At 68.7% G+C, this 26454-nt stretch carries 25 protein-coding genes; 14 read left to right on the top strand and 11 right to left on the bottom strand.

Going from position 1 to position 26454, the window contains the following annotated elements; all coding sequences use genetic code 11:
* Positions 1–52: 52 nt before the first annotated feature.
* Complete coding sequence (gene hrpA, locus ITJ43_RS13745; protein ID WP_194584420.1) at positions 53–4042, top strand: ATP-dependent RNA helicase HrpA; 3990 nt, start codon at positions 53–55, stop codon at positions 4040–4042.
* Positions 4043–4208: 166 nt separating this feature from the next.
* Entirely contained in the window at positions 4209–4370 is a 162-nt protein-coding gene (locus tag ITJ43_RS13740; protein ID WP_228495915.1) for a hypothetical protein, read from the top strand.
* 9 nt (positions 4371–4379) lie between these two features.
* Here the strand turns inward: ITJ43_RS13740 and ITJ43_RS13735 are convergent, their stop codons facing one another.
* The gene (locus tag ITJ43_RS13735) at positions 4380–5723 is read right to left on the bottom strand and encodes a M20/M25/M40 family metallo-hydrolase (protein WP_194584419.1); all 1344 of its coding nucleotides are present in this window, start codon (positions 5721–5723) and stop codon (positions 4380–4382) included.
* 36 nt (positions 5724–5759) lie between these two features.
* Here ITJ43_RS13735 and ITJ43_RS13730 point away from each other — a divergent pair, with 36 nt between their 5' ends.
* On the top strand, positions 5760–6776 hold the full coding sequence (locus ITJ43_RS13730; RefSeq protein WP_194584418.1) for a Gfo/Idh/MocA family protein: 1017 nt from the start codon (positions 5760–5762) through the stop codon (positions 6774–6776).
* A 1-nt stretch (position 6777) separates the two neighbouring features.
* Positions 6778–7662: an NYN domain-containing protein gene (locus ITJ43_RS13725; protein WP_194584417.1), complete on the top strand. Its 885-nt coding sequence runs from the start codon at positions 6778–6780 to the stop codon at positions 7660–7662.
* Between the two features lie 42 nt (positions 7663–7704).
* On the opposite strand, the gene ITJ43_RS13720 is transcribed toward ITJ43_RS13725, so the two are convergent.
* Positions 7705–9243 carry a CitMHS family transporter gene (locus ITJ43_RS13720; protein ID WP_194584416.1) on the bottom strand — a complete coding sequence of 513 codons (1539 nt, stop codon included), beginning with the start codon at positions 9241–9243 and terminating at the stop codon, positions 7705–7707.
* 150 nt (positions 9244–9393) lie between these two features.
* Here ITJ43_RS13720 and ITJ43_RS13715 point away from each other — a divergent pair, with 150 nt between their 5' ends.
* The gene (locus tag ITJ43_RS13715) at positions 9394–11064 is read left to right on the top strand and encodes a sensor histidine kinase (RefSeq protein WP_194584415.1); all 1671 of its coding nucleotides are present in this window, start codon (positions 9394–9396) and stop codon (positions 11062–11064) included.
* Entirely contained in the window at positions 11061–11717 is a 657-nt protein-coding gene (locus ITJ43_RS13710) for a response regulator (protein ID WP_194584414.1), read from the top strand. Before ITJ43_RS13715 ends, ITJ43_RS13710 begins: the two co-directional genes overlap by 4 nt.
* Positions 11718–11739: 22 nt before the next feature.
* Here ITJ43_RS13710 and ITJ43_RS13705 read toward each other — a convergent pair whose 3' ends face one another.
* A complete protein-coding gene (locus ITJ43_RS13705) occupies positions 11740–12120 on the bottom strand; it encodes a hypothetical protein (RefSeq protein ID WP_194584413.1) in 381 nt (126 codons plus the stop codon).
* Between the two features lie 69 nt (positions 12121–12189).
* On the opposite strand from ITJ43_RS13705, the gene ITJ43_RS13700 reads away from it, so the two are divergent.
* Both ITJ43_RS13700 and ITJ43_RS13695 read left to right on the top strand, forming a co-directional pair.
* Positions 12190–13485: a DUF4921 family protein gene (locus ITJ43_RS13700; RefSeq protein ID WP_194584412.1), complete on the top strand. Its 1296-nt coding sequence runs from the start codon at positions 12190–12192 to the stop codon at positions 13483–13485.
* Positions 13482–14621 carry a class I SAM-dependent methyltransferase gene (locus ITJ43_RS13695; RefSeq protein WP_194584411.1) on the top strand — a complete coding sequence of 380 codons (1140 nt, stop codon included), beginning with the start codon at positions 13482–13484 and terminating at the stop codon, positions 14619–14621. Before ITJ43_RS13700 ends, ITJ43_RS13695 begins: the two co-directional genes overlap by 4 nt.
* Before the next feature lie 6 nt (positions 14622–14627).
* Here the strand turns inward: ITJ43_RS13695 and ITJ43_RS13690 are convergent, their stop codons facing one another.
* The 6 genes from ITJ43_RS13690 to nrdH all read right to left on the bottom strand — a co-directional run bounded on the left by ITJ43_RS13690 (position 14628) and on the right by nrdH (position 19701).
* Complete coding sequence (locus ITJ43_RS13690; RefSeq protein ID WP_194584410.1) at positions 14628–15038, bottom strand: MarR family winged helix-turn-helix transcriptional regulator; 411 nt, start codon at positions 15036–15038, stop codon at positions 14628–14630.
* Between the two features lie 80 nt (positions 15039–15118).
* Entirely contained in the window at positions 15119–15586 is a 468-nt protein-coding gene (locus tag ITJ43_RS13685; RefSeq protein WP_194584409.1) for a DUF3817 domain-containing protein, read from the bottom strand.
* Positions 15587–15888: 302 nt separating this feature from the next.
* Positions 15889–16866: a class 1b ribonucleoside-diphosphate reductase subunit beta gene (gene nrdF / locus ITJ43_RS13680; RefSeq protein ID WP_194584408.1), complete on the bottom strand. Its 978-nt coding sequence runs from the start codon at positions 16864–16866 to the stop codon at positions 15889–15891.
* 30 nt (positions 16867–16896) lie between these two features.
* Positions 16897–19053: a class 1b ribonucleoside-diphosphate reductase subunit alpha gene (nrdE, locus tag ITJ43_RS13675; RefSeq protein WP_194584407.1), complete on the bottom strand. Its 2157-nt coding sequence runs from the start codon at positions 19051–19053 to the stop codon at positions 16897–16899.
* On the bottom strand, positions 19035–19466 hold the full coding sequence (gene nrdI / locus ITJ43_RS13670; RefSeq protein ID WP_194584406.1) for a class Ib ribonucleoside-diphosphate reductase assembly flavoprotein NrdI: 432 nt from the start codon (positions 19464–19466) through the stop codon (positions 19035–19037). Before nrdI ends, nrdE begins: the two co-directional genes overlap by 19 nt.
* Before the next feature lies 1 nt (position 19467).
* On the bottom strand, positions 19468–19701 hold the full coding sequence (nrdH, locus tag ITJ43_RS13665) for a glutaredoxin-like protein NrdH (RefSeq protein WP_005052310.1): 234 nt from the start codon (positions 19699–19701) through the stop codon (positions 19468–19470).
* 390 nt (positions 19702–20091) lie between these two features.
* Between nrdH and ITJ43_RS13660 the strand changes: the two genes are divergently transcribed.
* Both ITJ43_RS13660 and ITJ43_RS13655 read left to right on the top strand, forming a co-directional pair.
* Positions 20092–21312 carry an MFS transporter gene (locus ITJ43_RS13660; RefSeq protein ID WP_194584405.1) on the top strand — a complete coding sequence of 407 codons (1221 nt, stop codon included), beginning with the start codon at positions 20092–20094 and terminating at the stop codon, positions 21310–21312.
* A gap of 25 nt (positions 21313–21337) precedes the next feature.
* Complete coding sequence (locus ITJ43_RS13655; RefSeq protein WP_194584404.1) at positions 21338–22093, top strand: alpha/beta fold hydrolase; 756 nt, start codon at positions 21338–21340, stop codon at positions 22091–22093.
* A 28-nt stretch (positions 22094–22121) separates the two neighbouring features.
* On the opposite strand, the gene ITJ43_RS13650 is transcribed toward ITJ43_RS13655, so the two are convergent.
* Entirely contained in the window at positions 22122–22526 is a 405-nt protein-coding gene (locus ITJ43_RS13650; protein WP_194584403.1) for a pilus assembly protein CpaE, read from the bottom strand.
* 89 nt (positions 22527–22615) lie between these two features.
* Between ITJ43_RS13650 and ITJ43_RS13645 the strand changes: the two genes are divergently transcribed.
* Positions 22616–23776 carry an acyl-CoA dehydrogenase family protein gene (locus ITJ43_RS13645; protein WP_194584402.1) on the top strand — a complete coding sequence of 387 codons (1161 nt, stop codon included), beginning with the start codon at positions 22616–22618 and terminating at the stop codon, positions 23774–23776.
* A gap of 15 nt (positions 23777–23791) precedes the next feature.
* On the opposite strand, the gene ITJ43_RS13640 is transcribed toward ITJ43_RS13645, so the two are convergent.
* Positions 23792–24064: a metal-sensitive transcriptional regulator gene (locus tag ITJ43_RS13640; RefSeq protein ID WP_194584401.1), complete on the bottom strand. Its 273-nt coding sequence runs from the start codon at positions 24062–24064 to the stop codon at positions 23792–23794.
* Positions 24065–24096: 32 nt separating this feature from the next.
* Between ITJ43_RS13640 and ITJ43_RS13635 the strand changes: the two genes are divergently transcribed.
* The 3 genes from ITJ43_RS13635 (at position 24097) to ITJ43_RS13625 (ending at position 26409) form a co-directional block, all read left to right on the top strand.
* Positions 24097–25368: a DUF445 domain-containing protein gene (locus ITJ43_RS13635; RefSeq protein ID WP_194584400.1), complete on the top strand. Its 1272-nt coding sequence runs from the start codon at positions 24097–24099 to the stop codon at positions 25366–25368.
* A gap of 97 nt (positions 25369–25465) precedes the next feature.
* Positions 25466–25810 carry a gamma-glutamylcyclotransferase family protein gene (locus ITJ43_RS13630; protein ID WP_194584399.1) on the top strand — a complete coding sequence of 115 codons (345 nt, stop codon included), beginning with the start codon at positions 25466–25468 and terminating at the stop codon, positions 25808–25810.
* 131 nt (positions 25811–25941) lie between these two features.
* A complete protein-coding gene (locus tag ITJ43_RS13625; RefSeq protein ID WP_194584398.1) occupies positions 25942–26409 on the top strand; it encodes a SixA phosphatase family protein in 468 nt (155 codons plus the stop codon).
* Positions 26410–26454 lie beyond the last annotated feature (45 nt).

Here is a 26454-nt window from a genome sequence, read left to right as displayed (position 1 = left end):
TTCCAGCGTAGGCGCGGCCGGTGGCGGCCGGGTCGGAATACGATGGAGGGCTATGCCCGCCGTCGTCCCCGTGATCTCCTACCCGCCGGAGCTGCCCGTCAGCGCTGCCCGGGACGAGATCGCGCGCGCGATCGCCGGCCACCAGGTGGTGATCGTCGCCGGCGCGACCGGATCGGGAAAGACCACCCAGCTTCCCAAGATCTGTCTCGAGCTCGGGCGCACGCGCATCGCCCACACGCAGCCGCGGCGTCTGGCCGCGCGCACGATCGCCGAGCGCATCGCCGAAGAGCTGCAGGTGCCCCTGGGCGGAGCGGTCGGCTACAAGGTCCGCTTCACCGACCAGGTCTCGGCCGACACGCAGATCGCGCTGGTGACCGACGGCATCCTGCTCAACGAGATCCATCGTGACCGGCTGCTCCGCCGATATGACACGATCATCATCGATGAGGCGCACGAACGATCGCTCAACATCGACTTCCTGCTGGGCTATCTCGCCCGCATCCTGCCGGAACGCGCCGACCTCAAGGTGATCATCACCTCGGCCACCATCGACCCGCAGAGTTTCGCCGCGCATTTCGCGGATGCCGCGGGCACCCCCGCCCCGATCGTCGAGGTCTCCGGGCGCACGTATCCCGTCGAGATCCGCTACCGTCCCGCCACTGCCGACGCCGTCCCGCAAAGCGCGAGCTCGACCGCCCTGCGAAGCGGCAAGAGTGGCGCCGAAACGCCCGAGACCGACGATGTCGACGCGCTCGTCGAGGCCCTCCGAGAGCTCGACCGCGAGGCAGACGGCGACGTTCTGGTGTTCCTGCCCGGCGAGGCGGAGATTCGTGATGCGATGGATGCCGTGCGTGGCATGTACGCCCACGACGCGAGGCCGACCGAGGTGCTTCCTCTCTTCGGCCGACTTTCGGCCGCTGAGCAGCACCGCGTGTTCGAACCGTCGCGGGTCGCCGGCGTACGCCGCCGGGTGATCCTCTCGACCAACGTCGCCGAAACGAGCCTGACGGTGCCCGGCATCCGCTACGTCGTAGACGCCGGCACGGCACGTATCTCGCGCTACAGCGTGCGGTCGAAAGTGCAGCGCCTGCCCATCGAAGCGATCTCGCAGGCGTCCGCGCAGCAGCGGTCTGGGCGCGCCGGACGTACCTCCAACGGCATCGCGATCCGCCTCTACGGCGAAGACGACTTCCTGGCGCGGCCGGAGTACACCGAGCCCGAGATCCTGCGCACCTCGCTCGCCTCGGTCATCCTGCAGATGCTGTCGCTCGGCTTCGGCGACATCGAGGACTTCCCGTTCCTCACCATGCCCGACAGCCGTGGCGTCAAAGCGGCGTTCGATCTGCTCACCGAGCTGCGCGCGGTGACCCCGTCGCGGCGACTCACGGCGCTCGGTCGAGAGGTCTCCCGCCTGCCGATCGATCCGCGGTTCGCGCGCATGCTCATCGAGGGACGCCGACTGCAGGTGCTGCCGGATGTGCTCGCGATCGTCGCGGGACTGTCTATCCAAGATGTCCGCGAACGGCCGTCTGCCGACCAGCCCGCCGCGCGCGAGCAGGCAGATCGGCTGCACGCGCGCTTCACCGATCCGACGAGCGACTTCCTCACCCTGCTGAACCTCTGGAACTACCTGCAGGAGCAGCAGCGTGAGCTCGGCTCGAGCGCGTTCCGGCGCCTCTGTCGCACGGAATTCCTCAATTACGTGCGCGTGCGCGAATGGGCCGACGTGCACCGCCAGCTGCGCCAGCTGATGGGGGCGAAGCGCCCCCGCCACGACGATGAAACGGCACCGGACCGCGATGAGCCGGCGACGGGAAGCGCCGCTGACCCGGCACGGGTGCACCGGGCGATCTTGTCGGGACTGCTCTCGCACATCGGCATCCTCGATACACGTTCGATCGCGCCGAAGAAGCCCGCCGGCCCGTCGGGCGACAAACGCAAGCCGCTCGCGAGCTATCGCGGCGCGCGCGGCGCGGCGTTCGCGATCTTTCCGGGATCGGGGCTGCGCAAGGCCGCACCCGACGCGGTGATGGCCGCCGAGCTCGTCGAGACGTCGCGCCTGTTCGCGCGCACCGTGGCGGCGATCGACCCTGCCTGGGCGGAGGAGTTGGCAGGGGATCTGGCGAATCGCCAGCTCAGTGATCCGCACTGGTCGAAGGATGCCGGCGCCGCCGTCGCCGCCGAGAAGGTCACTCTGTTCGGCGTCGAGATCATCCCGCGTCGGCGCGTGCAGTTGGCGCGGATCGACCGCCCTCTGGCACGGGAGCTGTTCGTCCGCCACGCCTTGGTCGACGGGGAATGGAACAGCCAGCACCTCGACAAGCGCCTGACGGCGTTCGAGCGACGCAACCTCGAATTGCGTCGCCGCTTGGAAAAGGTCGAAGAGCGCGAGCGCCGCCGCGATATCCTCGTCGGCGACGAAGCGGTCTTCGCGTTCTATGACGCGCGACTGCCCGCCGACGTCGTCGACGTGCGCTCCTTCGAGTCGTGGTGGCGGGAGGCATCCGCTACGACGCCGCGGCTGCTCGACATGAGCGAAGCCGACCTCCTCGACGACTCCGCACGCTCCGACGAACGCGCCTTCCCCGGCCGCTGGCAGCAGGACGATCAGGTGCTGTCGCTGTCGTACCGCTTCGAGCCCGGCAACCCCGAAGACGGCGTCAGCGTGATCGTCCCACTGCCGCTGTTGGCATCGCTTCGGCCCGATGGGTTCGACTGGCAGGTACCGGGCCTGCGCACCGAGCTGGTGACCGCGCTGCTCAAGGCGCTGCCTAAGGCCATCCGCCGCCACGTCGTGCCCGCCGCCGATTGGGCGGCGACTCTGTCGGCCGAGCTCGCGGACGCCGCCCCCGAGCACCACGACGGGCTGCCGCCTCAGCTCCTGCGGACCGCTCTCGCCGCGCGCATCCAACGGGTGGCCAACCAGCCCGTCACGCCCGACGATTTCGAGCTCGATCGCGTGCCGGGGCACCTGATGATGACCTTCCGCGCTGTCGACCACCGCGGACGCACCGTCGGCACCTCACGCGACCTCGTCGAGTTGCAGCAACAGCTCGCCGGACGCGCCCGAGAACAAGTGGCGCGCACCTTGACGCGGGAGGCCTCCCCCGCCGCGCGCATCGCACACGCCGCTGGTCGGCCCGCCGTTACGGATGCGGCGGCAGGCGCCGCGGTGCCGGCAGAGCGCACGGGGATCGTCACGTGGGACGTCGGCACCCTCCCCGAGGTCGTGGACACCAAGGTGGCCGGCGGCGTCGTACGCGGCTACCCCGCCCTCGTCGATGAGAAGACGAGCGTGGCGCTGCGCATCGAGTCGACCCCCGAGCGCGCCGCCCGCCTCACGCACGCGGGCGTGCGCCGTCTACTCCTGCTCGCGGTGCCCTCGCCGAGCGCGTACGTGCTCGATCATCTGACGGCTGCCGAGAAGCTCTCGCTCGCCGCGTCGCCGTATCCGTCGGCGAAGGCTCTCATCGAAGACGCCCGCACGGCCGTCGCCGATGCCGTGATGGCCCGGCTCACGCTCGCAGGTGTGCGCTCCCCCGAAGAGTTCGCCGCCGTGCGCGACGCGTTCTCCGCCGGGGTCGTCGACGAGCTCTTCCAAGCCGTATCGCTGACCGCCCGCATCCTCACGCTGCAGCGCGACGTCGATCGTGCGATCAAGAACCAGAACTCGATGACGCTGCTGGCCGCTCTGGGCGACGTGAAGTCCCAGCTCACGGGATTGATCTTCCCCGACTTCGTCTCGCGCACCGGCCTCGAGCGCCTCCGCCATCTCCCCCGCTACCTGCAGGCCGCCCTGGATCGGGTACGCACGCTCGCCGACAACCCCGGCCGCGATCGGCAGCGCATGACCGAGTTCGAACGGGCGGCGGCGCTCTACGCCGACGCCGGCGGCACCGCACCCCTCGCCCTCGACGCTCCCCCGCACCTCGTGCACGCCCGGTGGCTGCTCGAGGAGTATCGGGTGAGCCTCTTCGCGCAGTCGCTGGGGACCGCTGAGCAGGTGTCTTTGCCGCGCATCTCCAAGGCGCTCACCGCGTGATCGACGGCGTTCACCCGGAGTATCGACCCACCGGCGCCGTTGCACCCCTCATGAGCACAGCGATCGTGTACACCCGGTTGGGCGACCCGGACGTTCTCACCGTTGTCGATCCGCTCGGTGGCGGTCGGTCGAGCTCGTCGCCGATCGTCGCCGTATCGCGACGCTCGTGCGAGGAAAGGATGCCGCCGCGCTCGGCATCCGCGCCTTCAGCGGCGGCAGCCCCCAGCCGTTGACGGCGCAGGAGCAGGCGTGGCGTGGCGAAGCGATCCCCGTGACGGTCGCCCTCTCGGCGGCCGGTACCGACGGGAAGATCGTCCTGGTTCCCTGACGGCGCCGTTCAACTGGCGCGGAGGAGCGCCCGGTAGAAGGCGATGCCGCGCAGCCAGGAATCCGTGCGAATGCGCTCGTTGTGCGAGTGCAACGCATCGCGCTCGGCGCGCGTGAGGTGAAATGGCGTGAACCGGTACACATGCGGGCTGAGCCCGGTGAACCAGCGGCTGTCGCTGGCCCCGAGCTGAATGTACGGGGTCGTAATCACCTCGTGGCCCAGGGTGTCGCGCACCGCGGCGGCGAGGCGTTGCCAGGGCTCGCCACGCCAGGGCGACACAGGAGACGGGTCGGAGCCGTGGCGCAGCACCACCTCGATCTCGGGATCGGCGATGACACGTCGGATGCGTGCGGTCGCCGATGCGACGGTGTCGCCGGTCAGCAGCCGGATGTTGACCGCCGCCCTGGCGCTGGTCGCCAGCACGTTCTCGCTGGGCGCTCCCGACAGTTCCGTCGCCACGGCGGTCGTGCGTACCATCGCGTTCATCTCAGGTCCCAGCCGCGTGAGGATCCGTGCGAAAAGCGGACCCAGCAGACCGAGATTGCCGAAGACGACACCGAGTGCGCGTGGCGCGTGCGGGGCGAGCGTCGCGAACAGCGCACGCACGGGCGGGGCGATGCGCGCGGGGAAGGGATGGCGCCGGATGCGGTCGATGGCCCGCGCCAGCCGCGCCGTTGCAGGAAGGGGCGGCGGCGTCGAGGCGTGTCCACCGCCTTCTCGGGCAATGAGGTCGAGCGTCATGACCCCGCGTTCGGCGACACCGACCATCGCGGTGGGCACGGCGATGCCCGGCACGGCGCCGTCGACGACGGCGCCGCCCTCGTCGAGCACGAGGGCAGGTTCGACGCCCCGATCGCTGAGCAGGGAGACGATGGCGCGCGCCCCACCACCCGCGGTCTCCTCGTTGTGCCCGAAGGCGAGATACACATCATGTGCGGGGACGAAGCCGTCGGCGACGAGCTGCTCGACCGCCTCGAGGATCGCGACGAGCGCGCCTTTGTCGTCGATCGCTCCGCGCGCATGGATCGCGGCATCCGCCCCCTCGCCCACAACGTCGGCACCGAACGGCGGATGCTCCCACTCCGCCTCGACGACCGGGACGACGTCGAGGTGGGCCATCAGCACCGCCGCGTCCGCGTCACCGCCCGATCCCGGCCAGCGGTAGAGGAGCGAGTGGCCGTCGACGACCTCGCGTTCGAGCGTCTCGTGCATCCGCGGATACAGACGCTCGATGGCAGCGAGCAGTGCATCGAAGGCCGCCCAGTCGGTGAGGCTCTCATCGACGTGCGAGACCGTGGGTACCTGCAGCAGCTCGCGGAAGCGGCCGAGCGCTGCGGCGTTGTCCTCACTCACGGCTCGAGCCTACGCGGCCGCCGATAGGCTCGTGGCATGACCGACACCGCCGCCGCCGCGCCCGGCACCCCGTCTCCCATCCGCTGGGGAATCCTGGCCCCGGGCGGCATCGCCCACGCGTTCACGAGAGACCTGCAGACCGCCGGGCTCACCGTCACCGCGGTCGGTTCGCGTCGACAGGAGACCGCCGCCGCTTTCGCCGCCGAGTACGGCATCCCCCACGCGCACGGCTCGTACGAGGAGCTCGTCGCCGATCCCGACGTCGACATCGTGTACATCGCCTCCCCTCACAGCCACCACCGCGCGCACGCGGTCCTCGCCCTCGAGGCCGGGAAACACGTGCTCGTCGAGAAGCCGCTGACCCTCGACGCCGACGAAGCCGTCGCGATCCGCGACATCGCTGCGGGCCGCGAACTGCTCGCGATGGAGGCGATGTGGACGCGCTACCTCCCGCACATGGTCCGCATCCGCGAGCTCATCGCCGCGGGTGTGCTCGGCGAGGTGCGCGCCGTCGTCGCCGATCACACGCAGTCACTGCCCGTCGACCCCGCCCACCGCCTGAACGCGCTCGAACTGGGCGGCGGTTCACTGCTCGATCTGGGCATCTACCCGGTGTCGTTCGCGTGGGACATCCTCGGCCCGATGACCGAGGTGCGAGCCCTCGGGCGACTCGGTGAGACGGGCGCCGACACGGAGGTCGCCATCGCCGCCGTGCACGAAAGCGGCGCGGTGTCATCGATTGCGACCAGTTCGCGCGCGGCAGGCCCGAACACCGCCCACATCGTCGGAACCGACGCCCGCATCGACATCGACCGCGTCTGGTACGAACCGACCTCTTTCCGGGTCACCGCCACCGACGGCACTCTCCTCGAGGAGCACGTCTCGGTCGTCGACGGGCGCGGCATGCAGTTCCAGGCCCTCTGTGCCGAACAGCTGCTGCGGGAAGGTCGGCGCGACAGCGACCTGCTGCCCATGGAGCAGTCGGTTGCGATCATGGCCGCCCTCGACGACATCCGAGCCCAGCTGGGCGTGACCTACCCGAAGGAGCGGTGAGATGGCCGACATCCAGAACGCCCGCGTCGCCGTCTACCTCGACTTCGACAACATCGTCATGAGTTGGTACGACCGGGTTCACGGGCGCAACGCGTACGCCGCAGACCGCCAGAAGATCATCGCCGACCCCGACGCCCCCGAGATCGCGCAGCGACTCAAGGACGCGACGATCGACGTCGGGGCGATCATCGACTACGCGGCATCCTTCGGCACACTCGTGCTCACCCGCGCCTACGCCGACTGGTCCTCTCCCGTGAACGCGCTCTACCGCTCGCAGCTCGTCGCCCGCGCCGTCGACCTGGTGCAGCTGTTTCCCGCGGCCGCCTACGCGAAGAACGGCGCCGACATCCGACTGGCCGTCGACACCGTCGAAGACATGTTCCGTCTGCCGGATCTGACCCACGTCGTGATCGTCGCCGGCGACAGCGACTACGTGCCGCTGGCGCAGCGCTGCAAGCGGCTGGGGCGCGTGGTCGTCGGCGTCGGCGTCGCGGGATCGACGGCCAAGTCCCTCGCCGCGGCGTGCGACCAGTTCGACTCCTACGACTCGCTGCCCGGCGTGGTTCCGCCCGCACCGGCGACGGCGACGCAGAAGAAGACGGATGCCGCGGCCACGACCTCTTCGCGCCGACGCAAGAAGACCGAGGATCCCACCGCCGAGCTGCTCGGTCGCGCGCTGCGCCTCGAGCAGGAGCGCACCGACGACGAGTGGGTGCACCTGTCGGCGGTGAAGAACCTGCTCAAGCGCATGGACCCTTCGTTCAGCGAGAAGGCCCTCGGCCACCGCTCGTTCTCCGACTTCGTGAAGGCTCACCCGACGGTGGCCGACATCGACGAATCGACCAACATCGTGCGCGTGCGCCCGCACGGAGCAGACGAGAGCTGACGCTGCTCGCTGCCCCGCCGGGCGCCGCGTACCGCGCACGGCTCAGGCGTGCAGTGGAATCACTCCCACCAGTACACCCACGGCGAGCATCGCGAGCGACACGATCGCCGCTCGCCACAGCACCTTCTTGTGGTGGTCGCCGAGGTTGACGTTGGCAAGCGAGACCAGCAGGAGAATCGCCGGCACCAGCGGACTCTGCAGGTGCACCGGCTGACCGGTGATGGATGCCCGGGCCATCTCGACCGGAGCGATCCCGAAGTGCGAGGCGCTCTCGGCGAGCACGGGCAGGATGCCGAAGTAGAACGCATCGTTCGACATGAAGAACGTGAACGGGATCGACAGCACACCGGTGATGACCGCGAGGTACGGTCCCATCTCGGCGGGGATCACCTGGGTGATCCACGACGCCATCGCCGTCACCATTCCGGTGCCGTTCAAGACACCGACCAGCACGCCCGCCGCCAGCACCATCGAGACGACGCCGACGATCGACGGTGCGTGCGCGACGATCTCATCGGCCTGGCCCTTGAGCTTGGGGAAGTTGACGATCAGCGCGATGGCCGCGCCCACCATGAACACGAACGCCAGCGGGAACAGATCGAGGATCAGCAGCACCATGACGGCCACCGTCAGCGCGAGGTTGAACCAGATGAGCTTGGGGCGCAGGGTGGCCCGGTTCGGATCGAGCATCGTGTCGGCCATGGCGGTGTCGGCAGCATCCACGAGTGATGCGGCAGCGATCGCATCGCGCGCACCGCGCACGGTCACGATGTTGCCGGTGCGCAGCGTCGCGGCCGCACCCGGCTTGGGCTCGGCGCCACGGAACAGGCGCGGCGCTCCGAAGATGCCGTCGCCGCGCGTCGACTCGATGCGCGTCGTGTCGATCGACCCGGCGAGGCGGCGGCGCTCGCTGAGACCGAGGAACCACGCGAAGGCAAGCGTGATGACGAGCCCCGTGGCGAGCGACGGCAGCATGGGCACGAAGATGTCCGTGGGCTGCAGGCCCAGCGCGGATGCCGCCCGTACCGTCGGACCGCCCCAGGGGACGATATTGAGCGTGCCGTTCATCAGACCCGCCACGCACGTCAGCACCACCGGGCTCATGCCGAGACGCAGGTAGATGGGCAGCATGGCCGAGGTCGTGATGATGAAGGTCGTCGAACCATCACCGTCGAGCGAGACCGCACCGGCGAGCAACGCCGTGCCGATCACCACCTTGGCGGGATCATCGCCGAGCAGACGGGTGATGAGGCGGATGAGCGGGTCGAACAGGCCCACGTCGATCATGATTCCGAAGTACATGATGGCGAACATGAGCAGGGCCGCCGTGGGCGCCATGGACTTGATCGCATCGATCACCATGTCGCCCAGGCCCAGGCCCGCGCCCGCGAAGAGGCCGAAGATCGTCGGCACGACGATGAGCGCGACCATCGGGGTGAGCCGCCGCGTCATGATGAGCGCCATGAAGGTCAGCACCATCGTGAACCCCAGCACGACGAGTACGCCGTCCGACGGTGTGAATGCCAGGTCGTAACCCTCGTCGGCGGCAGCGACCGCGAGGCCGGTGAGAACAGGGGGCATCTCGACTCCTTCGTCTGCGGCCGACGCGCATCGTCGACCGGATTCCGTGAATCTAGGGAGTTCGCGTCCCGAGTGCGCGCTATGTCTCATTGCCGCGACTTCTGCGCGATGCGCGGGTTCAGCGCATTATGCTCACGGGGAGGAGGGGCGATGAGATTCGCGACGCGGGTGGTGCTGCTGCAGACGGCTACGGTCGTCGCGGTCGTCGCGGTCTGTGCGGCAGTGTTCCTGCTCCTCGGCATCCAGCAGCTGCGCGCCGAAGCAGAGGCCTCGGCCCTCAACATCGCACGAACGATCGCCGTCGATCCACAGGTGCGCGCCGAGGTGGCTGAGCTGAGCGCCGACCCGGGCACACCGACGGCGGCGGAACTGCGCGGCGGAGAGCTGCAACGCCTCGCCGGCGCAGTCACTGCGCGCACCGGCACGCTGTTCGTCGTGATCACCGATGACCACGGCATCCGTCTGGCGCACCCCGACGCCGACCTGCTCGGCCAGCCCGTCAGCACCGACTACCGGGAAGTTCTCGCCGGCAAAGAGGTGGTGACCTGGGAGCAGGGAACGCTCGGGGTCTCGGCGCGTGCGAAGGTCCCGGTGCTGCCCCCCGATGGCACGGCGGGTGGGGCGGGTGCACCGGTGGGTGAAGTGAGCGTGGGCTTCGAGCCGTCCAACGTCTTCGACGACCTGCCGGCGCTCATCGGCGGAATCGCAGCGGCGGCGGGCATCGCGCTGATTCTCGCCGTGCTGTCCGGCATGCTGCTGCGGCGCCGCTGGGAGCGGATGACGCTGGGTCTGCAGCCCGAGGAACTCGTCGCGCTGGTACAGAATCAGGCCGCGGTGCTCGATGGTGTGGGCGACGGTGTCGTGGCGCTCGGCCCCGACGGGCGAGTGCGCCTCTGCAACGAAACCGCACGCGAGTTGCTCGGCGTCACCGATCCGGAGGGGCAGACACTCGACGCTCTCGGCATCACCCCGGCGATTCTCGCCACCGTCCGCGACGGCACCGCCGGCGACGGGATCGTGTCGGGCGACCGCGTACTGTTCGTCGACGCCCAACCCGTGCAGCGTGAGGGGCAGAACCTCGGCACCGTGCTGATCGTTCGGGACCGCACCGACCTCGTCGCCCTCACCGAACGGCTCGAGACGGTGCGGGCGATGACCGGCGCTCTGCGGGTGCAGCGGCACGAGTTCGCCAACCGTCTGCATGTGGCGGCCGGCCTGATCGACGCCGGACGCGAGCGCGAAGCGCGGGAGTTCCTCGGCGAGCAGCTGCAGCGCGGCCCGGTGGACTACCCCGTCGAGAATCTCGACCTCATCGGCGACGTCCTCCTGCACGCGCTCATCGGCGCGCACGCCATCGAGGCCGGCGAGCGCGGCGTACGGTTGTCGATCGCCCACGACTCGCTGCTGCTGTCGCCCCTGGGCGACGTCGAGGATGTCGCCGCCGTGCTCGGCAACCTCGTCGACAATGCCGTGCGGGCAGCGGTCGCCGGCAGCGAGCCGCGCACCGTGATCATCGGCTGTTACGGCGACGGCGACGACCTCGTCCTGACGGTGTCGGACTCGGGACAGGGAGTCTCGGTCGGCGACGACCTCTTCCGCCGCCGCGAACGCCCGGGCAGCGCCGCCGACGACGCCGCCGTACACGGCCTCGGCGTCGGGCTCCCCCTGTCACGCGAGCTCGCGCGGCGCCGCGGGGGCGATGTCTGGCTCATCGAGGCCGGCGGAGCCGATACCGAAGGCCCCGGCTCGGGCGCCGTGTTCGGAGCCCGACTGTGCGGCGTACTCGCGCCCCCGACCACCGGAAGAGATGATGCACCATGACCGCACATGTTCGGGTTCTCGTCGTCGATGACGACTTCCGCGTGGCCGGACTGCACCGCGACATCGTCGCGGAGCGCCCCGGCTACCGTGCGCTCGAGCCCGCACGCACCCTGGCCGAGGCGACGGCGGCCGTCCGGGCCGAACGGCCGGACCTTCTGCTCGTCGATGCGTTCCTGCCCGACGGCGATGGCATCGCCTTCGTACGTGACATGGGCGTCGACGCGTTCGTCCTCTCTGCCGCGACCGACGCCCGCACCGTGCGGCGGGGGCTGCGCTCCGGGGCGTTGAGCTATCTCGTGAAGCCGTTCGAGCGGCGGACGCTCACCGACTTGCTGGATCGCTATCTGCGTTTTCGCAACATTCTCGACGAGGAGCGTGCCGTCTCCCAGGATGACGTCGACCGCGCCCTGGCGATTCTCCGCGCGGGCGGCGAGGCGCCGTCGGTGTCGCGCTCGGCGACCGAGCAGGTCATCCTCGAAGCGCTGGGCGACGCCGAGTCATCGGCGTCGGAGATCGCCGACCGGGCCGGCGTCTCGCGAGCCACCGCGCAGCGCCACCTCTCGGCGATGGCCGGGCGCGGCGTGGTCGACGTGCGACTGCGGTACGGCACGACCGGCCGCCCGGAGCACCGCTACCTGCGGGCGCGCAGCTGATCGCGTGCCGGCGACGCGAGAGTCAGTCGCGCGTCGACCAGAGCGCCCACGCCACGAGCAGAGGCTGGAACACCAGCCGCGTCGCGCGGGCGCGATCGCTGTCGAGGCCGAAGGCCGGCCGGCGCTGCATCGCCTGGGCGATGTTGCCGGGGAAGATGGCGACGAAGAACGCGGCGAGGATCGCTCCGACCCTGCGACGTTCCTTCGGCAACACGACGAGGGCGGCACCGAGCATGATCTCCACCGCGCCCGAGGCGACCACGACGGCATCCTTGTCGATGTGCGTGAGGTCGGTGACCACGTCGGGGACCTGGGCCTGGAACTCCGTGCGCGCCCAGAACAGGTGGGACAGACCGGCGAACACCATGCCGGCGGCGAGCAGCCATCGTGCGAACGTCTTCATTCCGCCAGTATCCCCCGGCATCCCCTGAACGGTCCGGGTGCCTCTGCCGGGCGCCGATAGGCTGGAGGGGTGAGCGAAGGTGCACAGCAGGCGATCCGACGGCTCCCCGACGGCACCGTCAAACAGATCGGCCCGCTCACCGGCACCCGCGTCTGGACGGTGCCCGGGCGCGCGCATCGGCCGCTCGACGCGCCGCGCGACAGCGTGCGCACACTGGCGCCGGGCGAAGATCGGCGGCTCTGCGCCTTCTGCGTCGACCGCTACTTCGAGACGACACCCGAGAAGGCCCGCCTCGTCGGGTCCGGCTTCGACGAGGTGCGACGCGTGCCCGCAGACGAACTGAACGACAGCGTCGCCGAATTCCGCCGCTTCGGCAATCTCTTCGAGATCGTCTCGGCCGAGTACTGGCGGGAGGACCACGGTTTCCGCCAGCCCGCGCAGTTGTTCCGGTGGGCGGAGGAGTACCTGTCCGATCCCGTCGGCCGCGTGCATCTTGAGAAGCTCGCCGAGATCCGTGCCGCCGCGACGGGCAGCCGGGCCAGCCTGGAAGAAGCCGCGCTGGACCTGCTCGGCGGCTCCCACGATGTCGTCGTCGCTCGCCGTCACGTCGTCGACGGCGCGACCACCGACGCCGAGCTCGCCTCAGCCGGCACCCTGACCCCCGAGGAGCACGCCGCATACGTGGCGTTCACCGTCGAAGCGCTCGGCGAGATCCAGGCCGCGCAGCCGTTCGCGGCGTACGTCGCGGTGTTCCAGAACTGGCTCCGGCCCGCCGGAGCGTCGTTCGAGCATCTGCACAAGCAGCTCGTGGCCATCGACGAGCACGGCCCTCAGGTCGACCACGAGTTGCGGTTGCTCTCGCGCGACCGCCACCTGTACCAGCACGAGATCGCCGACCTCGCGGTCGCCGAGCGATTGGTCGTGGCGGCGAACGACGGCGCGGTCGCGTTCGCCGGAGTCGGGCACCGCTACCCCGCTTTCGAGATCTTCTCGACCTCGGCGGCGAATCTGCCGCAGGAGCACTCGGACGCCGGCATCCGCGCTGTGTCCGACCTCTTGCATGCTGTGCACGCCGCCACCGGGGTGCATGTGCCGACGAACGAGGAGTGGCACTACCGCCCTCCCGGCGCCCCGTGGCCCATGCCGTGGCGGGTCGTGCTGAAGTGGCGCATCTCCACCCCGGCCGGCTTCGAGGGCGGCACGAAGATCTACGTGAACACGATCGATCCGTGGGAGCTGCGCCGGCGCGCCGTGGCCGCCCTGACAGAGCTTCGGGATGCCGGCACCATCGCCGATGGCATCCGTATCGGAGACGAATGCACGAGTGACGACGCCGTCCTCCACTATGCGGACGCCTCATCATGAGCTTTCCCTTCGACGCGCTGCGCCGCCGCCCCGACTCCGAAGGCGAAGACCTGGTCGCCGCCGATGCGGCCGATCGCCTGATCCTCGATGAGTCGGCCACCGCGCGACAGGCCGCTGGCGACGGCGAGATCGTCGTCATCGGCGACACCCACGGCGCGCTCGCCCTCGCGGCTGCGTTCCACGGTGCGAGCGACGTCCGCGTGCACCAGGATGCTCTCTCCGGCGAGCGTGCGCTGGCGCTCAATGCGGCCGCGCTGAGGCTCACCGACCGGGTCTCGTCGTTTCCTCTCGACGCCCAGTTGCTGAGAGGCGCGCGCGTCGTGCTGCTGCGACTGCCGCGATCGCTCGACGCGTTGCGTGACATCGCCGGGCTGATCGCCGCGCACGCGCGAACGGATGTGGTCGTGTACGCCGGTGGCCGCCTCAAGTACATGAGCGTCGCGATGAACACGGTGCTCGGTGAGTTCTTCGACACCGTCGACGTCACTCACGCCCGCCAGAAGTCGCGGGTGCTCGTGGCACGGGGTCCGCACGGCGGCAGCGAGCCGGTCCCGGCCTCGGCGCGCATCGCCGACCTGGGGGGCGGGCTCGAGGTGCGGGCGTACGGCGGCGCGTTCGCGGGGGCACGCCTCGATGTCGGCACCCGGGCGCTGCTGGCGGCGATGGATGCCACGGGCACTCCCGCCGCGGGAGGCACCGTCGACGATCCCTGGGTCGATCTGGCCTGCGGCACCGGCATCGTCGCGACGTGGCTCGCGCTGCGGCATCCGACGGCGTACGTGTATGCGAGCGATCAGTCGGCCGTGGCCACGGCGTCGACCAAGGCGACCGCCGCAGCGAACGGCGTCGCCGAGCGCGTGCATGTCGCGCGGGCGGACGGTCTCGAAGAGCGCGCGGACGCGAGCGCATCGTTCATCGCGCTCAACCCGCCGTTCCATTCCGGTGCCGCCGTGACGACGGCGGTCGCCGAAGGGTTGTTCATCGACGCCGGTCGGGCACTGCGCACGGGTGGCGAACTGTGGTGCGTCTGGAATTCGCCGCTGCGGTATCGCCCGGCATTGGAGCGGTTCATCGGTCCCACGCGGCAGGCCAGCCGCGACGCGAAGTTCACCGTGACGGTGTCGACGAAGCGCTGAGCCCGCTCAGACGATGCCGGCGCGGATGCCGTCGAGCGAGTGGGCGACCTTGGGCAGGCGCTGGGCAAGGACATCGTCGAGTTCGAACAGGCGCTCACGGGCGTCCTGCAACACACGGCCGCCCTTCGCGGTGACATGGAGGTCGCTGGCAGCGCCGGCGTGGGCGGTGGCGTCCTGCACGAGGCCATCGTCGACGAGGGTGCGCACCGCGGTATGAGCGGACTGCACGGTGATGTGCGAGCGGCGGGCGAGCTCGGAGAACGAGATACCCGGTTCGGCGTAGATGTGTCCGAGGAGGCCGAACTTGCGGGTGCTGATGCCGAGATCCTTGAGGATCGCCGCCAGTTGCTCCTCCCACATCGCCGAGACCGCGAGCAGCGCAATGACCGGGCTGAAGCGGGGACCGTCCTGACTCATGCGCTCCATGCTATCGACGCGCTGTGATGTCGGTGGGTCGACGTACCGTGAGTTCTGCGGGATGGTGCCCCTGGTTGCGCTCAGCTCTTCGCGCCGCCCGGCGGCCCGATCAGCAGGAGCACGGCGAAGATCGCGATGACGGCGATGAGGATGCCGGCGAACAGCAGCCACGGTCTGCGCAGAAGCCATGCCAGCGGAGCGTCGTACCAGCGCGCATCCGCGACGTCCGCCTCCGGGGCGACGCGCCATTGCCCGGCGAGCATCCCGCGGCGGTGGACCCAAATCTCAGCGGGGATGGTCGCGTAGGGCACGATCGCGCAGATGAGGGCGACGGCCGTGGGGGCCGCGCGCCAACGGTTGTTGAGGGCGACGAGCACGACGGTGGCGCCGTAGGAGAGGAAGACGAAGCCGTGGATGCCGCCGGCGATCGAGACGGCCGGCGCCCAGCCGGTGATCGCGCGGACGATGAGCCCCGCGATGAGCAGCGTCCACGACACCGCTTCGGCGAAGGCGAGCGTGCGGAACAGAGACAGTGGGGTGCGGAGCATTCCTTCAGCATAACTGAAGGCCATGTCCACGGCTGAATGCCGCCTGTGAAGGTGAGGCTCTCCCTGCGGCGCGCGACGCGTCAGGCCACCGCGACGCGCAAGAGAGTGAGCCCACCCCACAGCCCGAAGACGATTCCGACCGACGCGACGAGCGGCACCCACGCCAGCTCTCTGCCCGTACGCCACGCGGCGACGGCCGCGCTGGAAAGGCCCGGTGCACACAACAATGCACGAGGGCTCGAACCCGCACCGTGGTGCGAGCTCGAGCCCTCGTGCGTTCGACACAGGCCGCGATCAGAACGTCAGAAGTCCCAGTCGTCGTCCTCGGTCGCGACCGCCTTGCCGATGACGTACGACGAGCCCGAACCGCTGAAGAAGTCGTGGTTCTCGTCGGCGTTCGGTGACAGCGCCGACAGGATCGCCGGGTTCACGTTCGTCAGCTGCGACGGGAACATCGCCTCGTAGCCGAGGTTCATCAGCGCCTTGTTGGCGTTGTAGTGCAGGAACTTCTTGACGTCCTCGGTGAGACCGATTTCGTCGTAGAGGTCCTGCGTGTACTGCACCTCGTTGTCGTACAGCTCGTACAGCAGCGAGAACGTGTAGTCCTTGAGCTCGTCGCGCTCGGGCTGCGTGAGCTTTTCGAGGCCCTTTTGGAACTTGTAGCCGATGTAGTAGCCGTGCACAGCTTCGTCGCGGATGATGAGGCGGATGATGTCGGCGGTGTTCGTCAGCTTCGCCTTGCTCGACCAGTACAGCGGCAGGTAGAACCCGGAGTAGAACAGGAACGACTCCAGCAGGGTCGAGGCGACCTTGCGCTTGAGGGGCTCGTCGCCACGGTAGTAGTCCATGACGATGTGAGCCTTCTTCTGAAGGTTCTCGTTCTCCGTCGACCACCGGAACGCATCGTCGATCTCAGGCGTCGAAGCGAGCGTCGAGAAGATCGACGAGTAGCTCTTCGCGTGCACCGACTCCATGAATGCGATGTTCGTGTACACGGCTTCCTCGTGCGGGGTGATCGCATCGGGGATGAGCGATACGGCGCCGACGGTGCCCTGGATGGTGTCCAGGAGCGTCAATCCGGTGAACACGCGCATCGTCGTCTGGCGTTCCTCGGGGGTGAGCGTCGCCCACGACTGGATGTCGTTGGACAGCGGCACCTTCTCGGGCAGCCAGAAGTTGTTCACGAGGCGGTTCCACACCTCGAGGTCCTTGTCGTCCTGGATGCGGTTCCAGTTGATGGCCTGGACCGACCCGAGGAGCTTCAGGGGTTCGGGAGTCATGTCTTTTCCTCTATCGAATCTCGGACCGGGTCAGAGCATGCACGAGACGCACTCGGCCATGTCGGTGCCTTCGAGCGCCATCTGACGCAAACGGATGTAGTAGATCGTCTTGATGCCCTTGCGCCAGGCGTAGATCTGGGCGCGGTTGATGTCGCGCGTGGTGGCGGTGTCCTTGAAGAACAGCGTCAGCGACAGACCCTGGTCGACGTGCTGGGTCGCGGCGGCATACGTGTCGATGACCTTCTCGTAGCCGATCTCGTACGCGTCTTCGTAGTACTCGAGGTTCTCGTTCGTCATGAACGGAGCCGGGTAGTAGACGCGGCCGATCTTGCCTTCCTTGCGGATCTCGATCTTCGACGCGATCGGGTGGATCGAGCTCGTCGAGTTGTTGATGTACGAGATCGAACCGGTCGGCGGTACGGCCTGCAGGTTCTGGTTGTAGATGCCGAACTGCTGGATGGATGCCTTCAGCTCGAGCCAGTCCTGCTGCGTCGGGACGTGGATGCCCTCGAAGAGCTCCTCGACGCGGGCCGTGGCCGGCTTCCACTCCTGCTCGGTGTACTTGTCGAAGAACTCGCCGCTGGCGTACTTCGAGTCCCAGAATCCGTCGAAGACCTTGCCCCGCTCGATGGCGATCTTGTTCGAGGCCTGCAGCGCGTGGAACAGCACCGTGTAGAAGTAGATGTTCGTGAAGTCGACACCCTCTTCCGACCCGTAGTGGACGTGCTCGCGGGCGAGGTAGCCATGCAGGTTCATCTGGCCGAGGCCGATGGCGTGCGACTTGTCGTTGCCGTCCTCGATCGAGCGGACCGAGCGGATGTGGCTCTGGTCGCTGACGGCGCTGAGGGCGCGGATGCTGGTCTCCACCGTGCCGGCGAGGTCGCGACCGTCCATCGCGAGCGCGATGTTCATCGAGCCCAGGTTGCAGGAGATGTCCTTGCCGATCTGATCGTACGAGAGGTCCTCGTTGAACGTCGTCGGTGTGTTGACCTGCAGGATCTCCGAGCACAGGTTGGACATGTTGATCCGACCCTTGATCGGGTTGGCCTTGTTCACCGTGTCCTCGAACATGATGTACGGGTAGCCCGACTCGAACTGGATCTCGGCGAGGGTCTGGAAGAACTCGCGCGCCTTGATCTTCGTCTTCTTGATGCGGGCGTCGTCGACCATCTCGCGGTACTTGTCGGTGACGGAGATGTCGCCGAAGGGCACGCCGTAGACCTTTTCGACGTCGTACGGCGAGAACAGGTACATGTCCTCATCGTTCTTGGCGAGCTCGAAGGTGATGTCGGGAACGACGACGCCCAGCGACAGGGTCTTGATACGGATCTTCTCGTCCGCGTTCTCACGCTTGGTGTCGAGGAACTTCATGATGTCGGGGTGGTGTGCCGAGAGGTACACCGCCCCGGCGCCCTGACGCGCACCGAGCTGGTTGGCGTAGCTGAAGCTGTCTTCGAGGAGCTTCATGACGGGGATGATGCCCGACGACTGGTTTTCGATCTGCTTGATCGGGGCGCCCGCCTCGCGGATGTTCGAGAGGAGGAGGGCGACACCGCCGCCGCGCTTGGACAGCTGGAGGGCGGAGTTGATGCCGCGAGCGATCGACTCCATGTTGTCCTCGATGCGGAGCAGGAAGCAGGAGACGAGCTCGCCGCGCTGCGCCTTGCCCGCGTTGAGGAACGTCGGCGTGGCGGGCTGGAAGCGGCCCGAGAGGATCTCGTCGACGAGCTTGTTCGCGAGGTCCTGGTCACCGGCGGCGAGAGCAAGGGCGGTCATGACGACGCGGTCCTCGAAGCGCTCGAGGTAACGCTTGCCGTCGAACGTCTTGAGCGTGTAGCTCGTGTAGTACTTGAACGCGCCGAGGAACGTGTCGAAGCGGAACTTCCGGGCGTAGGCGCGGTCGTGGATCTGCTGGATGAACTCGAACGGGTACGCCTCGATGACGGCGCCCTCGTAATACTCCTTCTCGACCAGGTAGTCGAGCTTCTCCTTCAGGGAGTGGAAGAACACGGTGTTCTGATTCACGTGCTGCAGGAAGTACTCCCGTGCGGCGCGCTTGTCGGCGTCGAACTGGATCTTCCCGTCTTCGCCGTACAGATTCAGCATCGCGTTGAGCGCGTGGTAATCCATGCCCTCGAAGCGCGCTTCGGTCTTGAATGTCGTCTGGCTCACTGCAGCTTCCACCATCGTTCCAATCCGTCGCTGACACGAGCGACGTCGTCGGGCGTGCCGAAAAGTTCGAGCCGATACAAGTGCGGCACGGTGCACTTGCGGCTGATGATGTCACCGGCGCGACAGAAAGACGCGCCGAAGTTGGTGTTTCCCGCGGAGATCACTCCGCGGATGAGGTGACGGTGGCGCTCGTCGTTGAGAAACCGGATCACCTGTTTGGGAACGGCACCCTTTTCCTCGCCACGACCCTGGCCTCCGCCGTAGGTCGGGGTGACGAGCACAAAAGGCTCATCGACCTCGATCGGGAGATCGCCGGGGCCGAGCGGGATGCGGACGGCCGGTAGGCCGAGCTTCTCGATGAAACGCGCTGTGTTGCCCGAGACGCTCGAGAAGTAGACGAGCAGGGGGACGCTCGTCAGCGTCGGCATGTCAGGCCAAACGGCTCGCGAGCTCGTCGATCTTGTCCGGACGGAAGCCCGACCAGTGGTCTTCATCGGTAACCACGACCGGCGCCTGCAGGTAGCCGAGCGACTTGACGTGCTCGAGGGCCGCGGGGTCTTCCGACAGGTCGAGAACTTCGTAATCGATGCCCTTGGAGTCCAGCGCCCGGTAGGTCGCGTTGCACTGCACGCAAGAGGGCTTCGTGTACACCGTGATTGCCATGTCGCTCTTCTTCTCCCTGTGATCTCATCGGATCTCATCGTGTTCTCAGCTGTGTTCCCGGTCGCACCCCCGCCGGGAGTCCAATACTACATATGGGTACCGACGTTGGATAGCACCACAAGGGGTAGTAGTTACATCCGTGTAGTTTTGCACCGCTCTCCACATGTACAACACAGCTTGTCCACCGTTTCATCCACAGGATGCCGAGTGTTGCGAAGCCTGGAAAAAGCCTGAATCACGTGCAATTTCCGGCGGCGCAGCCAGGTCCTCCACAGCCTCGACGCTAGGGAGGGGCTCCGACATCCCCAGACCTGTGGAATGCGCTCCCCGGCGTGTCGCGGCCTGCTCCGGGCGTGTCGCGATGTCGCCCGCGGCCGGTAGCGTGGTGGGGTGGCTGGATACCGGGAGTTGCTGCGCACGGCGGGCGTGGCGCGCATCATCGCCGCACAGCTGACGGCGCGCTTTCCCAACGGGATGACCAGCCTCGCGATACTGCTGCACGTCGAGCAGATGACCGGGTCGTACGGCGCCGCCGGACTCGTACTGGCCGCGGCATCCGTGGGGCAGGCTACCGCGGGCCCGGTGACGAGCCGCTGGATGGGTCGCTGGGGCATGCGGCGCGTGCTCACCCTCACCACCGCCGTCTGTGCGACCGCCCTGCTCGCGCTCGCGCTGATTCCGATGGGCATCGCCGGGTACATGGCGTTCGGTCTCGTCGCGGGCCTGTCGACGCCGCCCGTGCAGTCGGCCGTGCGCACGATCTACCCCAAGATGGTCAACGCACGTCAGCTGACGGCGCTGTTCTCCCTCGACGCCAGCCTGCAGGAGATCATCTGGATCCTCGCGCCCGTGGTGATCACCCTCGTCGCCACGCAGGTCGGCACCGTTCCGGCGCTTCTGCTGATCGTGACGATCCTCGCCGCCGGTGGAGCGTGGTTCATCCTCTCCCCCGAAGTCGGCAGGGTACGCATTCCGCGCAGCCGCCGCGCGTTCGGCAAGGTGTTGGGTAAGCCGGTCGTTCTCCTTGCCACCGTGACCGGCTTCCTCCTCATCGGCGCGTGCGCGGCCGTCGAAGCCGCGGTCGTCGCCACCTTCGGCCACGGCGGCCTCGAAGCCGGGCTCGTCCTCGCCGTGTTCTCCGTGGGCAGCCTGGCCGGCGGCCTCGCCTTCGGACACATCCCCATGGGTCCGTGGGCCATGGCCCGTCGGATGGTCGTCGTCGCCAGCGGCCTGGTGGCCGCCACCATCGTCGTGGGCGGCCTCGGCGCGACTCCCTGGTGGGTCGGGGCGTGCCTCGTACTCGCGGGCGTCGGGATCGCTCCGGCACTGGCCGTCATGTTCGCGATGACCTCGGCATCCGTCAAGTTCAGCGAGACCGCCGAGGCCTACGGGTGGATCGGCACCGGCCAGCTCATCGGCGCCGCCCTGGGCTCGGCCATCGCCGGGTTCGTCATCGACGGCAGAGGATATGCCGGCGCCTACGCGGCGGCAGCCGGTTTCGCGATCGTCGGCGCCATCGTGGCAGCGGCCTGCGTACGCGGCTTCCCCGATCTGCGGGGCCGCGACGTCAGCCCCATCCCCGACACCGAGCCCGTCCCGATCATCACGTGAACACGGCCCGGCTTAGGCTGGCAGCATGCCCGCACCGGTGATCCTCCCGCGCCTGTCCTGGGGAAACCCGAACGCCCCGCGTCGCGCGCTGCTCGTACACGGTCTGGGCTCCACCGGAGCGCTCATGTGGCGCTACGGCACGACGCTGGCGGATGCCGGGTGGCTTGCCACCGCGGTCGATCTCCGCGGCCACGGTACCGCTCCGCGCGCCCTCGACTACACGATCGCGGCATACGCCGCCGACGTCGCGCACACCCGCGCCGACGACGGGCACCCCTGGGATCTCGCGATCGGCCATTCGCTGGGCGGCGCGGCGGCCACCGTGGCCAGCGCCGCCGATCCGGACTGGACCAGCCGGCTGATCCTCATCGACCCGGGGCTGTTCCTGTCCGAACGCGACCGCGATGTCGTCCGGGCCGGCCAGGAACGCTCGTTCGCCGACCCCTCGATCGAGGCGGTCCGCGCCGAGCATCCGACGTGGCATCCGCACGACATCGAGCTCAAGGCGCACGCCGCGCAGCAGGCCAGCCGGTGGGCTGTGGAGCAGACGAGCCTGCAGAACTCGCCGTGGGACGTCCGCGATGCCGCCGCCCGCCTGAGCATTCCCACCCATGTGATCGCCGCCGACCCACAGGTCTTCTCTATCTTCCACGGTGCGCTGGCGGACGAGGTGCTGCAGAACCCGGTCGTGACGATGTCGGTCGTGACCGGCGCCGGCCACTCACCGCACCGCGACCTGCCTGACGACACGATGCGACACCTGCTCGACGCCCTGGGCTGACGCGCGACATCCGCCACCGCACCCGCGCTCAGGCGATGCGGCCCAGCACGTGCAGCAGCGCGAGTGCATAGGCGTCCTCGGGCTGTGGGTGTTCGAAGGTGTGTCGTTCGCCGGCGAACTCGATCACCACGCGGTGGGTGTCGTTGAGTCGCTCCAGCCTGCGGAAGCCGCCGCGCAACAGTTCGCGCAACTGGTCCTCCCGCGGCAGCCACAGGGCGTCCGCCTGCGCCACCGAATCCAGCGCCCACTCGGTCGTGCCGTTGAACGCGAGAATCGCCCCGGTCGCATACTGCCGCGGCTCGATCGTCATCTCGCTCACGGTGAACACATCGGCCTCGAACTCGGGCTCGTTCAGTTGGAACCGATCACCGGATGCCGGGCGCCACACCAGCCCCGCATCGCGAAGGGCAAGCGCCAGCTCGGTAGAGATCACCTTTCCATCCTGCCCCGTCTGACGGCCGTGGGCACCGGCGATCGCAGCGAACTGCGCCCACCGCCCCCGGCGAGCGGCAGGATAGAAGGGTGAGTGACTTCGACCCGACCGTCTACCTCCCCGACGACCTGCTCGAGCGCATCCGCTCGCGTGCTGCGGCGGTGGACGCCGAGAACCGGTTTCCCGACGAAGATCTCGCCGAGCTGAGGGATGCCGGCTACCTCTCGATCCTCGTACCCACCGCCCTCGGGGGCGCGGGGTTGGGCCTCGCCGAAGCCGCCGTGCTGCAGCAGCGGCTCGCCACCGCCGCACCGGCCACGGCGCTGGCTATCAACATGCACCTGGTCTGGACCGGCGTCGCAAAGGTGATGGCCGACCGTGGCATCGACGACCTGAGTTTCGTGCAGACCGGGGCGGTAGCCGGGGAGGTGTTCGCGTTCGGCATCAGCGAAGCGGGCAACGATCTGGTGCTGTTCGGCAGCGACACGGTCGCGACCCCCGACGCCGACGGCGGCTACACGTTCTCGGGCACGAAGATCTTCACGTCGCTCGGTCCGGTGTGGACCCAGCTGGGCCTCCACGGGCTCGACACCACCGATCCGGCCGCGCCGAAGATGGTCTACGCGTTCGTGCCTCGATCGGAGGCGGTCGAGACCCGAGACGACTGGGACACCGTCGGCATGCGCGGAACCCAGTCCCGCACAACCGTTCTGCACGCCGCGGCGGCGCCGGCCGACCGCGTCGTGCGCCGCGTCGACCCGGGCCCGAACCCCGACCCGATCGTCTTCGGCATCTTCAGCGTGTTCGAGGTGCTCCTGGCATCCGTCTACACGGGCGTCGCCCGGCGCGCGCTCGATCTGGCGATCGCGGCGGCGAAGACGCGGACCTCCAAGAAGACGGGCCGGCCCTACAGCGACGATGCCGACATCCGCTGGCGCATCGCCGAGATGGCGCTCACCTACGACGGGCTGCTCCCCCAGGTCGCGAGCATCGCGCACGACGTCGACGCCCTCGTCGACCACGGCGGTCTGTGGTTCCCGAAGCTCTCGGGACTCAAACACCGCACCGTCGTCGCGGCGAAGCAGGTCGTCGATGAGGCGATGCTCGTCGCCGGCGGTTCGTCGTACTTCACGCGCAACGAGCTGAGCCGGCTCTACCGCGACGTGCTGGCGGGCATGTTCCACCCGTCCGACCCCGAGTCGGCGCACGCGACCGTCGCCGCTGCGTGGGTGGGTCCGGTCAGTGCGTAGAGTTCGCGGCCGCGGTCAGCGCGTCTCGAGGTCGTAGGCCTTCAGCAGCTCGGCGACCGCGACGTCGCGCTGGTCGCCGCCCTCGGCGAACATGTGCGCGACGTGGGTGCGCAGATGGTTCTCGATGAGCAGCTTGTCGAGCGATGCGAGCGCCTTCTGGATCGCCCGGGACTGGGCGATGATGTCCATGCAGTAGTCCTCGTTCTCGATCATCCGCGCAAGCCCGCGTACCTGCCCCTCGAGGATGCTGGTGCGGTGCAGGGCGCGCTTCTGGATGTCTTCGATCACGCGGCCAGGATACGCCGTGCGAGACTACCGGGATGGCGCGCACTCCCACCGAACTGCTGAGCCCGGCCGATCAGGAACGCCGGCGCGCTCTCCGGGTGATGAAAGGCGTCGCTCTCAGCGCGCTCGTGCTCATGGCGGTCGTCTTCGTCGTCGCGTTCGTGCTGCAGGAGCGCTACCCGTGGCTGGAATATGTGCGGGCCGCGGCCGAGGGCGGCATGGTCGGCGCTCTCGCCGACTGGTTCGCCGTGACCGCGCTGTTCCGCCACCCCCTCGGCATCCCGATCCCGCACACGGCGATCATCCCCCAGCGCAAGGATGAGATCGGCCGCACCCTCGGCGAGTTCGTCGAGACCAACTTCCTCGAAGCCGAGGTCGTCCGCGCCAAGCTCGAATCGACGCCCATCGCACGCACGGCGGGTGCCTGGCTGCGTGAGCCCGTCCACGCGGAGACCGTCGCCGCCGAGGCCTCGGCGGTGGCATCCGGCATCCTCCGCGCGCTCAGCGACGACGAGGTGCAAGATCTCATCAGCGACCTCGCGCGCGAGCACCTGCTGAGCCCCGAGTGGGGGCCGACGGTCGGCGCGTGGCTTGGTCGCGTGGTGGATGCCGATGCGCACCGCGGCGCCGTCGATCTCGGAGTCGACAGCATCGCGACGTGGCTGCGCGCCAACCACGAGGCCTTCAGCGGCCTCGTCTCGCGTCGCCTGCCGTCGTGGGTGCCCTCGGTCGCGATGCGCCTGGTCGACGACACGGTCTACAACGAGGCCGTCAAGTTCGTCGCCGCGATCCAGGCAGACCCCGATCACCCCGCGCGTCGCGCCGTCGACGGCTACCTCGCGCGCCTGGCCGACAATCTGCAGAGCGACCCGAACACGATCGCGCGCCTCGAAGAGGCCAAGACGGCCGTGTTCGACAGCCCGCGCGTGCGCGAGCTGGCCGGCGAGGCGTGGAACACCGCCAAGACCGGGCTGCTGAGTGCGCTGGCCGACCCCGCGAGCGGCCTCCGTCGCCGCGTGACGGCCGCGCTCGTCGAGATCGGCGAGCGCCTCTCGGCGGACGCCGCCTTGCAGCACCGTGTCGATGACCGCATCGCCGGAGCCGCTGTCTTCGTCGTCGAGCGCTACCGCCACGACATCGCCTCGATCATCACCGACACCGTCGAGAAGTGGGACCCCGCCGAGACCACGGAGAAGATCGAGCTGATGGTCGGGCGCGACCTGCAGTACATCCGCCTCAACGGCACGATCGTCGGCGCGCTGGCGGGCCTCGTGATCTTCGCGATCGCCCACGCCTTCCTGGGCTGATTCCGGGGACATTTCCCGGCCCGCGTGATCGGCGCCGACGCGGTCCCGCACGACGGATGATCTGGATGCCGCCGACCGTGCGCAGTACCCTGACGGCATGACCGAGCCGGCGCACGAGCTGCTGTTCACCTACGGCACGCTCCAATACGCCGAAGTGCAGCTCGATACGTTCGGTCGCCTGGTCAGCGGCGAGGCGGACGTGCTGCCCGGCTACACGATCGACTACGTCGACGTCGAAGACCAACGCGTCGTCGATCTGTCCGGCGCCTCGGTGCACCCAGTACTGAGGGCGACCGGAAGCGCGCGCGACAAGGTCGTCGGACGCGTCCTGCACCTCAGCGCCGACGAGATCGACGCCGCCGACGAGTACGAGGTGTCGTTGTACCGCCGCGTACGCGTCACGCTCGACAGCGGACGCACAGCCTGGGTGTACGTCGGCTGACGACAGTGTCGGCGCATTGGCCCCGGTGTCGGCCGCAGCCGGATATCGTCGAAGCCGATGCCCAGCCTCCCGCACTGACCGCCCGGCACGAGCGGGAATCATCACCGACGTCGACATACGAAGGGTCTCCCATGACGACACTCGTCCTGGTCCGCCATGCCAAGAGCGATTGGGGCGACCCCGGGCTGGACGATCACGATCGGCCGCTGAACGATCGCGGTCTCCGCGACGCTCCCATCCTCGCCGCACGATGTGCGGCCACGGGTCTTCGCCTCGACGCCCTCCTGTCGTCGACGGCCCTGCGGGCACGCACGACGGCGGCCTTCTTCGGCACGGCCTTAGGGCTCGAACCAGAGCTCGATCCCGAGCTGTACGGCGCCCCGGCGGCGACATTGCTGAGGACGGCGGTGGCACGCGGCGCCGGCGCCGTCATGGTCGTCGCACACGATCCGGGGATGACGACTCTGGCGGAGCGGTTGTCCGGCGGCCGTATCGGTCACATGCCCACGTGCGCCGTCGCGACCTTCACCTGGGACACCGACGACTGGGAGGTCGCCACCGCCGTCGACCCCGACAGCTGGAGCTTCGACCGCCCCTGACGCCACGGCGTGCGCCGAGCGCCCGGTTCACAACTCCGGAAGAAA

Source organism: Microbacterium sp. VKM Ac-2870 (assembly GCF_015350795.1).
Classification (GTDB): Bacteria; Actinomycetota; Actinomycetes; order Actinomycetales; family Microbacteriaceae; genus Microbacterium.
The sequence above is the reverse complement of the archived record's forward strand: the minus strand, read 5'-3'. Positions and strand labels throughout refer to the sequence as shown.

What these genes read in the sequence shown, in the direction of transcription:
- ITJ43_RS13725 (WP_194584417.1), top strand. Translation starts at nt 6,778, where the DNA reads ATGGCCGACATCCAGAACGCCCGCGTCGCCGTCTACCTCGACTTCGAC.
- ITJ43_RS13705 (WP_194584413.1), bottom strand. Translation starts at nt 12,120, where the DNA reads ATGAAGACGTTCGCACGATGGCTGCTCGCCGCCGGCATGGTGTTCGCC.
- ITJ43_RS13720 (WP_194584416.1), bottom strand. Translation starts at nt 9,243, where the DNA reads ATGCCCCCTGTTCTCACCGGCCTCGCGGTCGCTGCCGCCGACGAGGGT.
- ITJ43_RS13715 (WP_194584415.1), top strand. Translation starts at nt 9,394, where the DNA reads ATGAGATTCGCGACGCGGGTGGTGCTGCTGCAGACGGCTACGGTCGTC.
- ITJ43_RS13655 (WP_194584404.1), top strand. Translation starts at nt 21,338, where the DNA reads ATGCCCGCACCGGTGATCCTCCCGCGCCTGTCCTGGGGAAACCCGAAC.
- ITJ43_RS13695 (WP_194584411.1), top strand. Translation starts at nt 13,482, where the DNA reads ATGAGCTTTCCCTTCGACGCGCTGCGCCGCCGCCCCGACTCCGAAGGC.
- ITJ43_RS13710 (WP_194584414.1), top strand. Translation starts at nt 11,061, where the DNA reads ATGACCGCACATGTTCGGGTTCTCGTCGTCGATGACGACTTCCGCGTG.
- ITJ43_RS13730 (WP_194584418.1), top strand. Translation starts at nt 5,760, where the DNA reads ATGACCGACACCGCCGCCGCCGCGCCCGGCACCCCGTCTCCCATCCGC.
- ITJ43_RS13685 (WP_194584409.1), bottom strand. Translation starts at nt 15,586, where the DNA reads ATGCTCCGCACCCCACTGTCTCTGTTCCGCACGCTCGCCTTCGCCGAA.
- nrdH (WP_005052310.1), bottom strand. Translation starts at nt 19,701, where the DNA reads ATGGCAATCACGGTGTACACGAAGCCCTCTTGCGTGCAGTGCAACGCG.
- nrdE (WP_194584407.1), bottom strand. Translation starts at nt 19,053, where the DNA reads ATGGTGGAAGCTGCAGTGAGCCAGACGACATTCAAGACCGAAGCGCGC.
- hrpA (WP_194584420.1), top strand. Translation starts at nt 53, where the DNA reads ATGCCCGCCGTCGTCCCCGTGATCTCCTACCCGCCGGAGCTGCCCGTC.
- ITJ43_RS13625 (WP_194584398.1), top strand. Translation starts at nt 25,942, where the DNA reads ATGACGACACTCGTCCTGGTCCGCCATGCCAAGAGCGATTGGGGCGAC.
- ITJ43_RS13630 (WP_194584399.1), top strand. Translation starts at nt 25,466, where the DNA reads ATGACCGAGCCGGCGCACGAGCTGCTGTTCACCTACGGCACGCTCCAA.
- ITJ43_RS13635 (WP_194584400.1), top strand. Translation starts at nt 24,097, where the DNA reads ATGGCGCGCACTCCCACCGAACTGCTGAGCCCGGCCGATCAGGAACGC.
- nrdI (WP_194584406.1), bottom strand. Translation starts at nt 19,466, where the DNA reads ATGCCGACGCTGACGAGCGTCCCCCTGCTCGTCTACTTCTCGAGCGTC.
- ITJ43_RS13690 (WP_194584410.1), bottom strand. Translation starts at nt 15,038, where the DNA reads ATGAGTCAGGACGGTCCCCGCTTCAGCCCGGTCATTGCGCTGCTCGCG.
- nrdF (WP_194584408.1), bottom strand. Translation starts at nt 16,866, where the DNA reads ATGACTCCCGAACCCCTGAAGCTCCTCGGGTCGGTCCAGGCCATCAAC.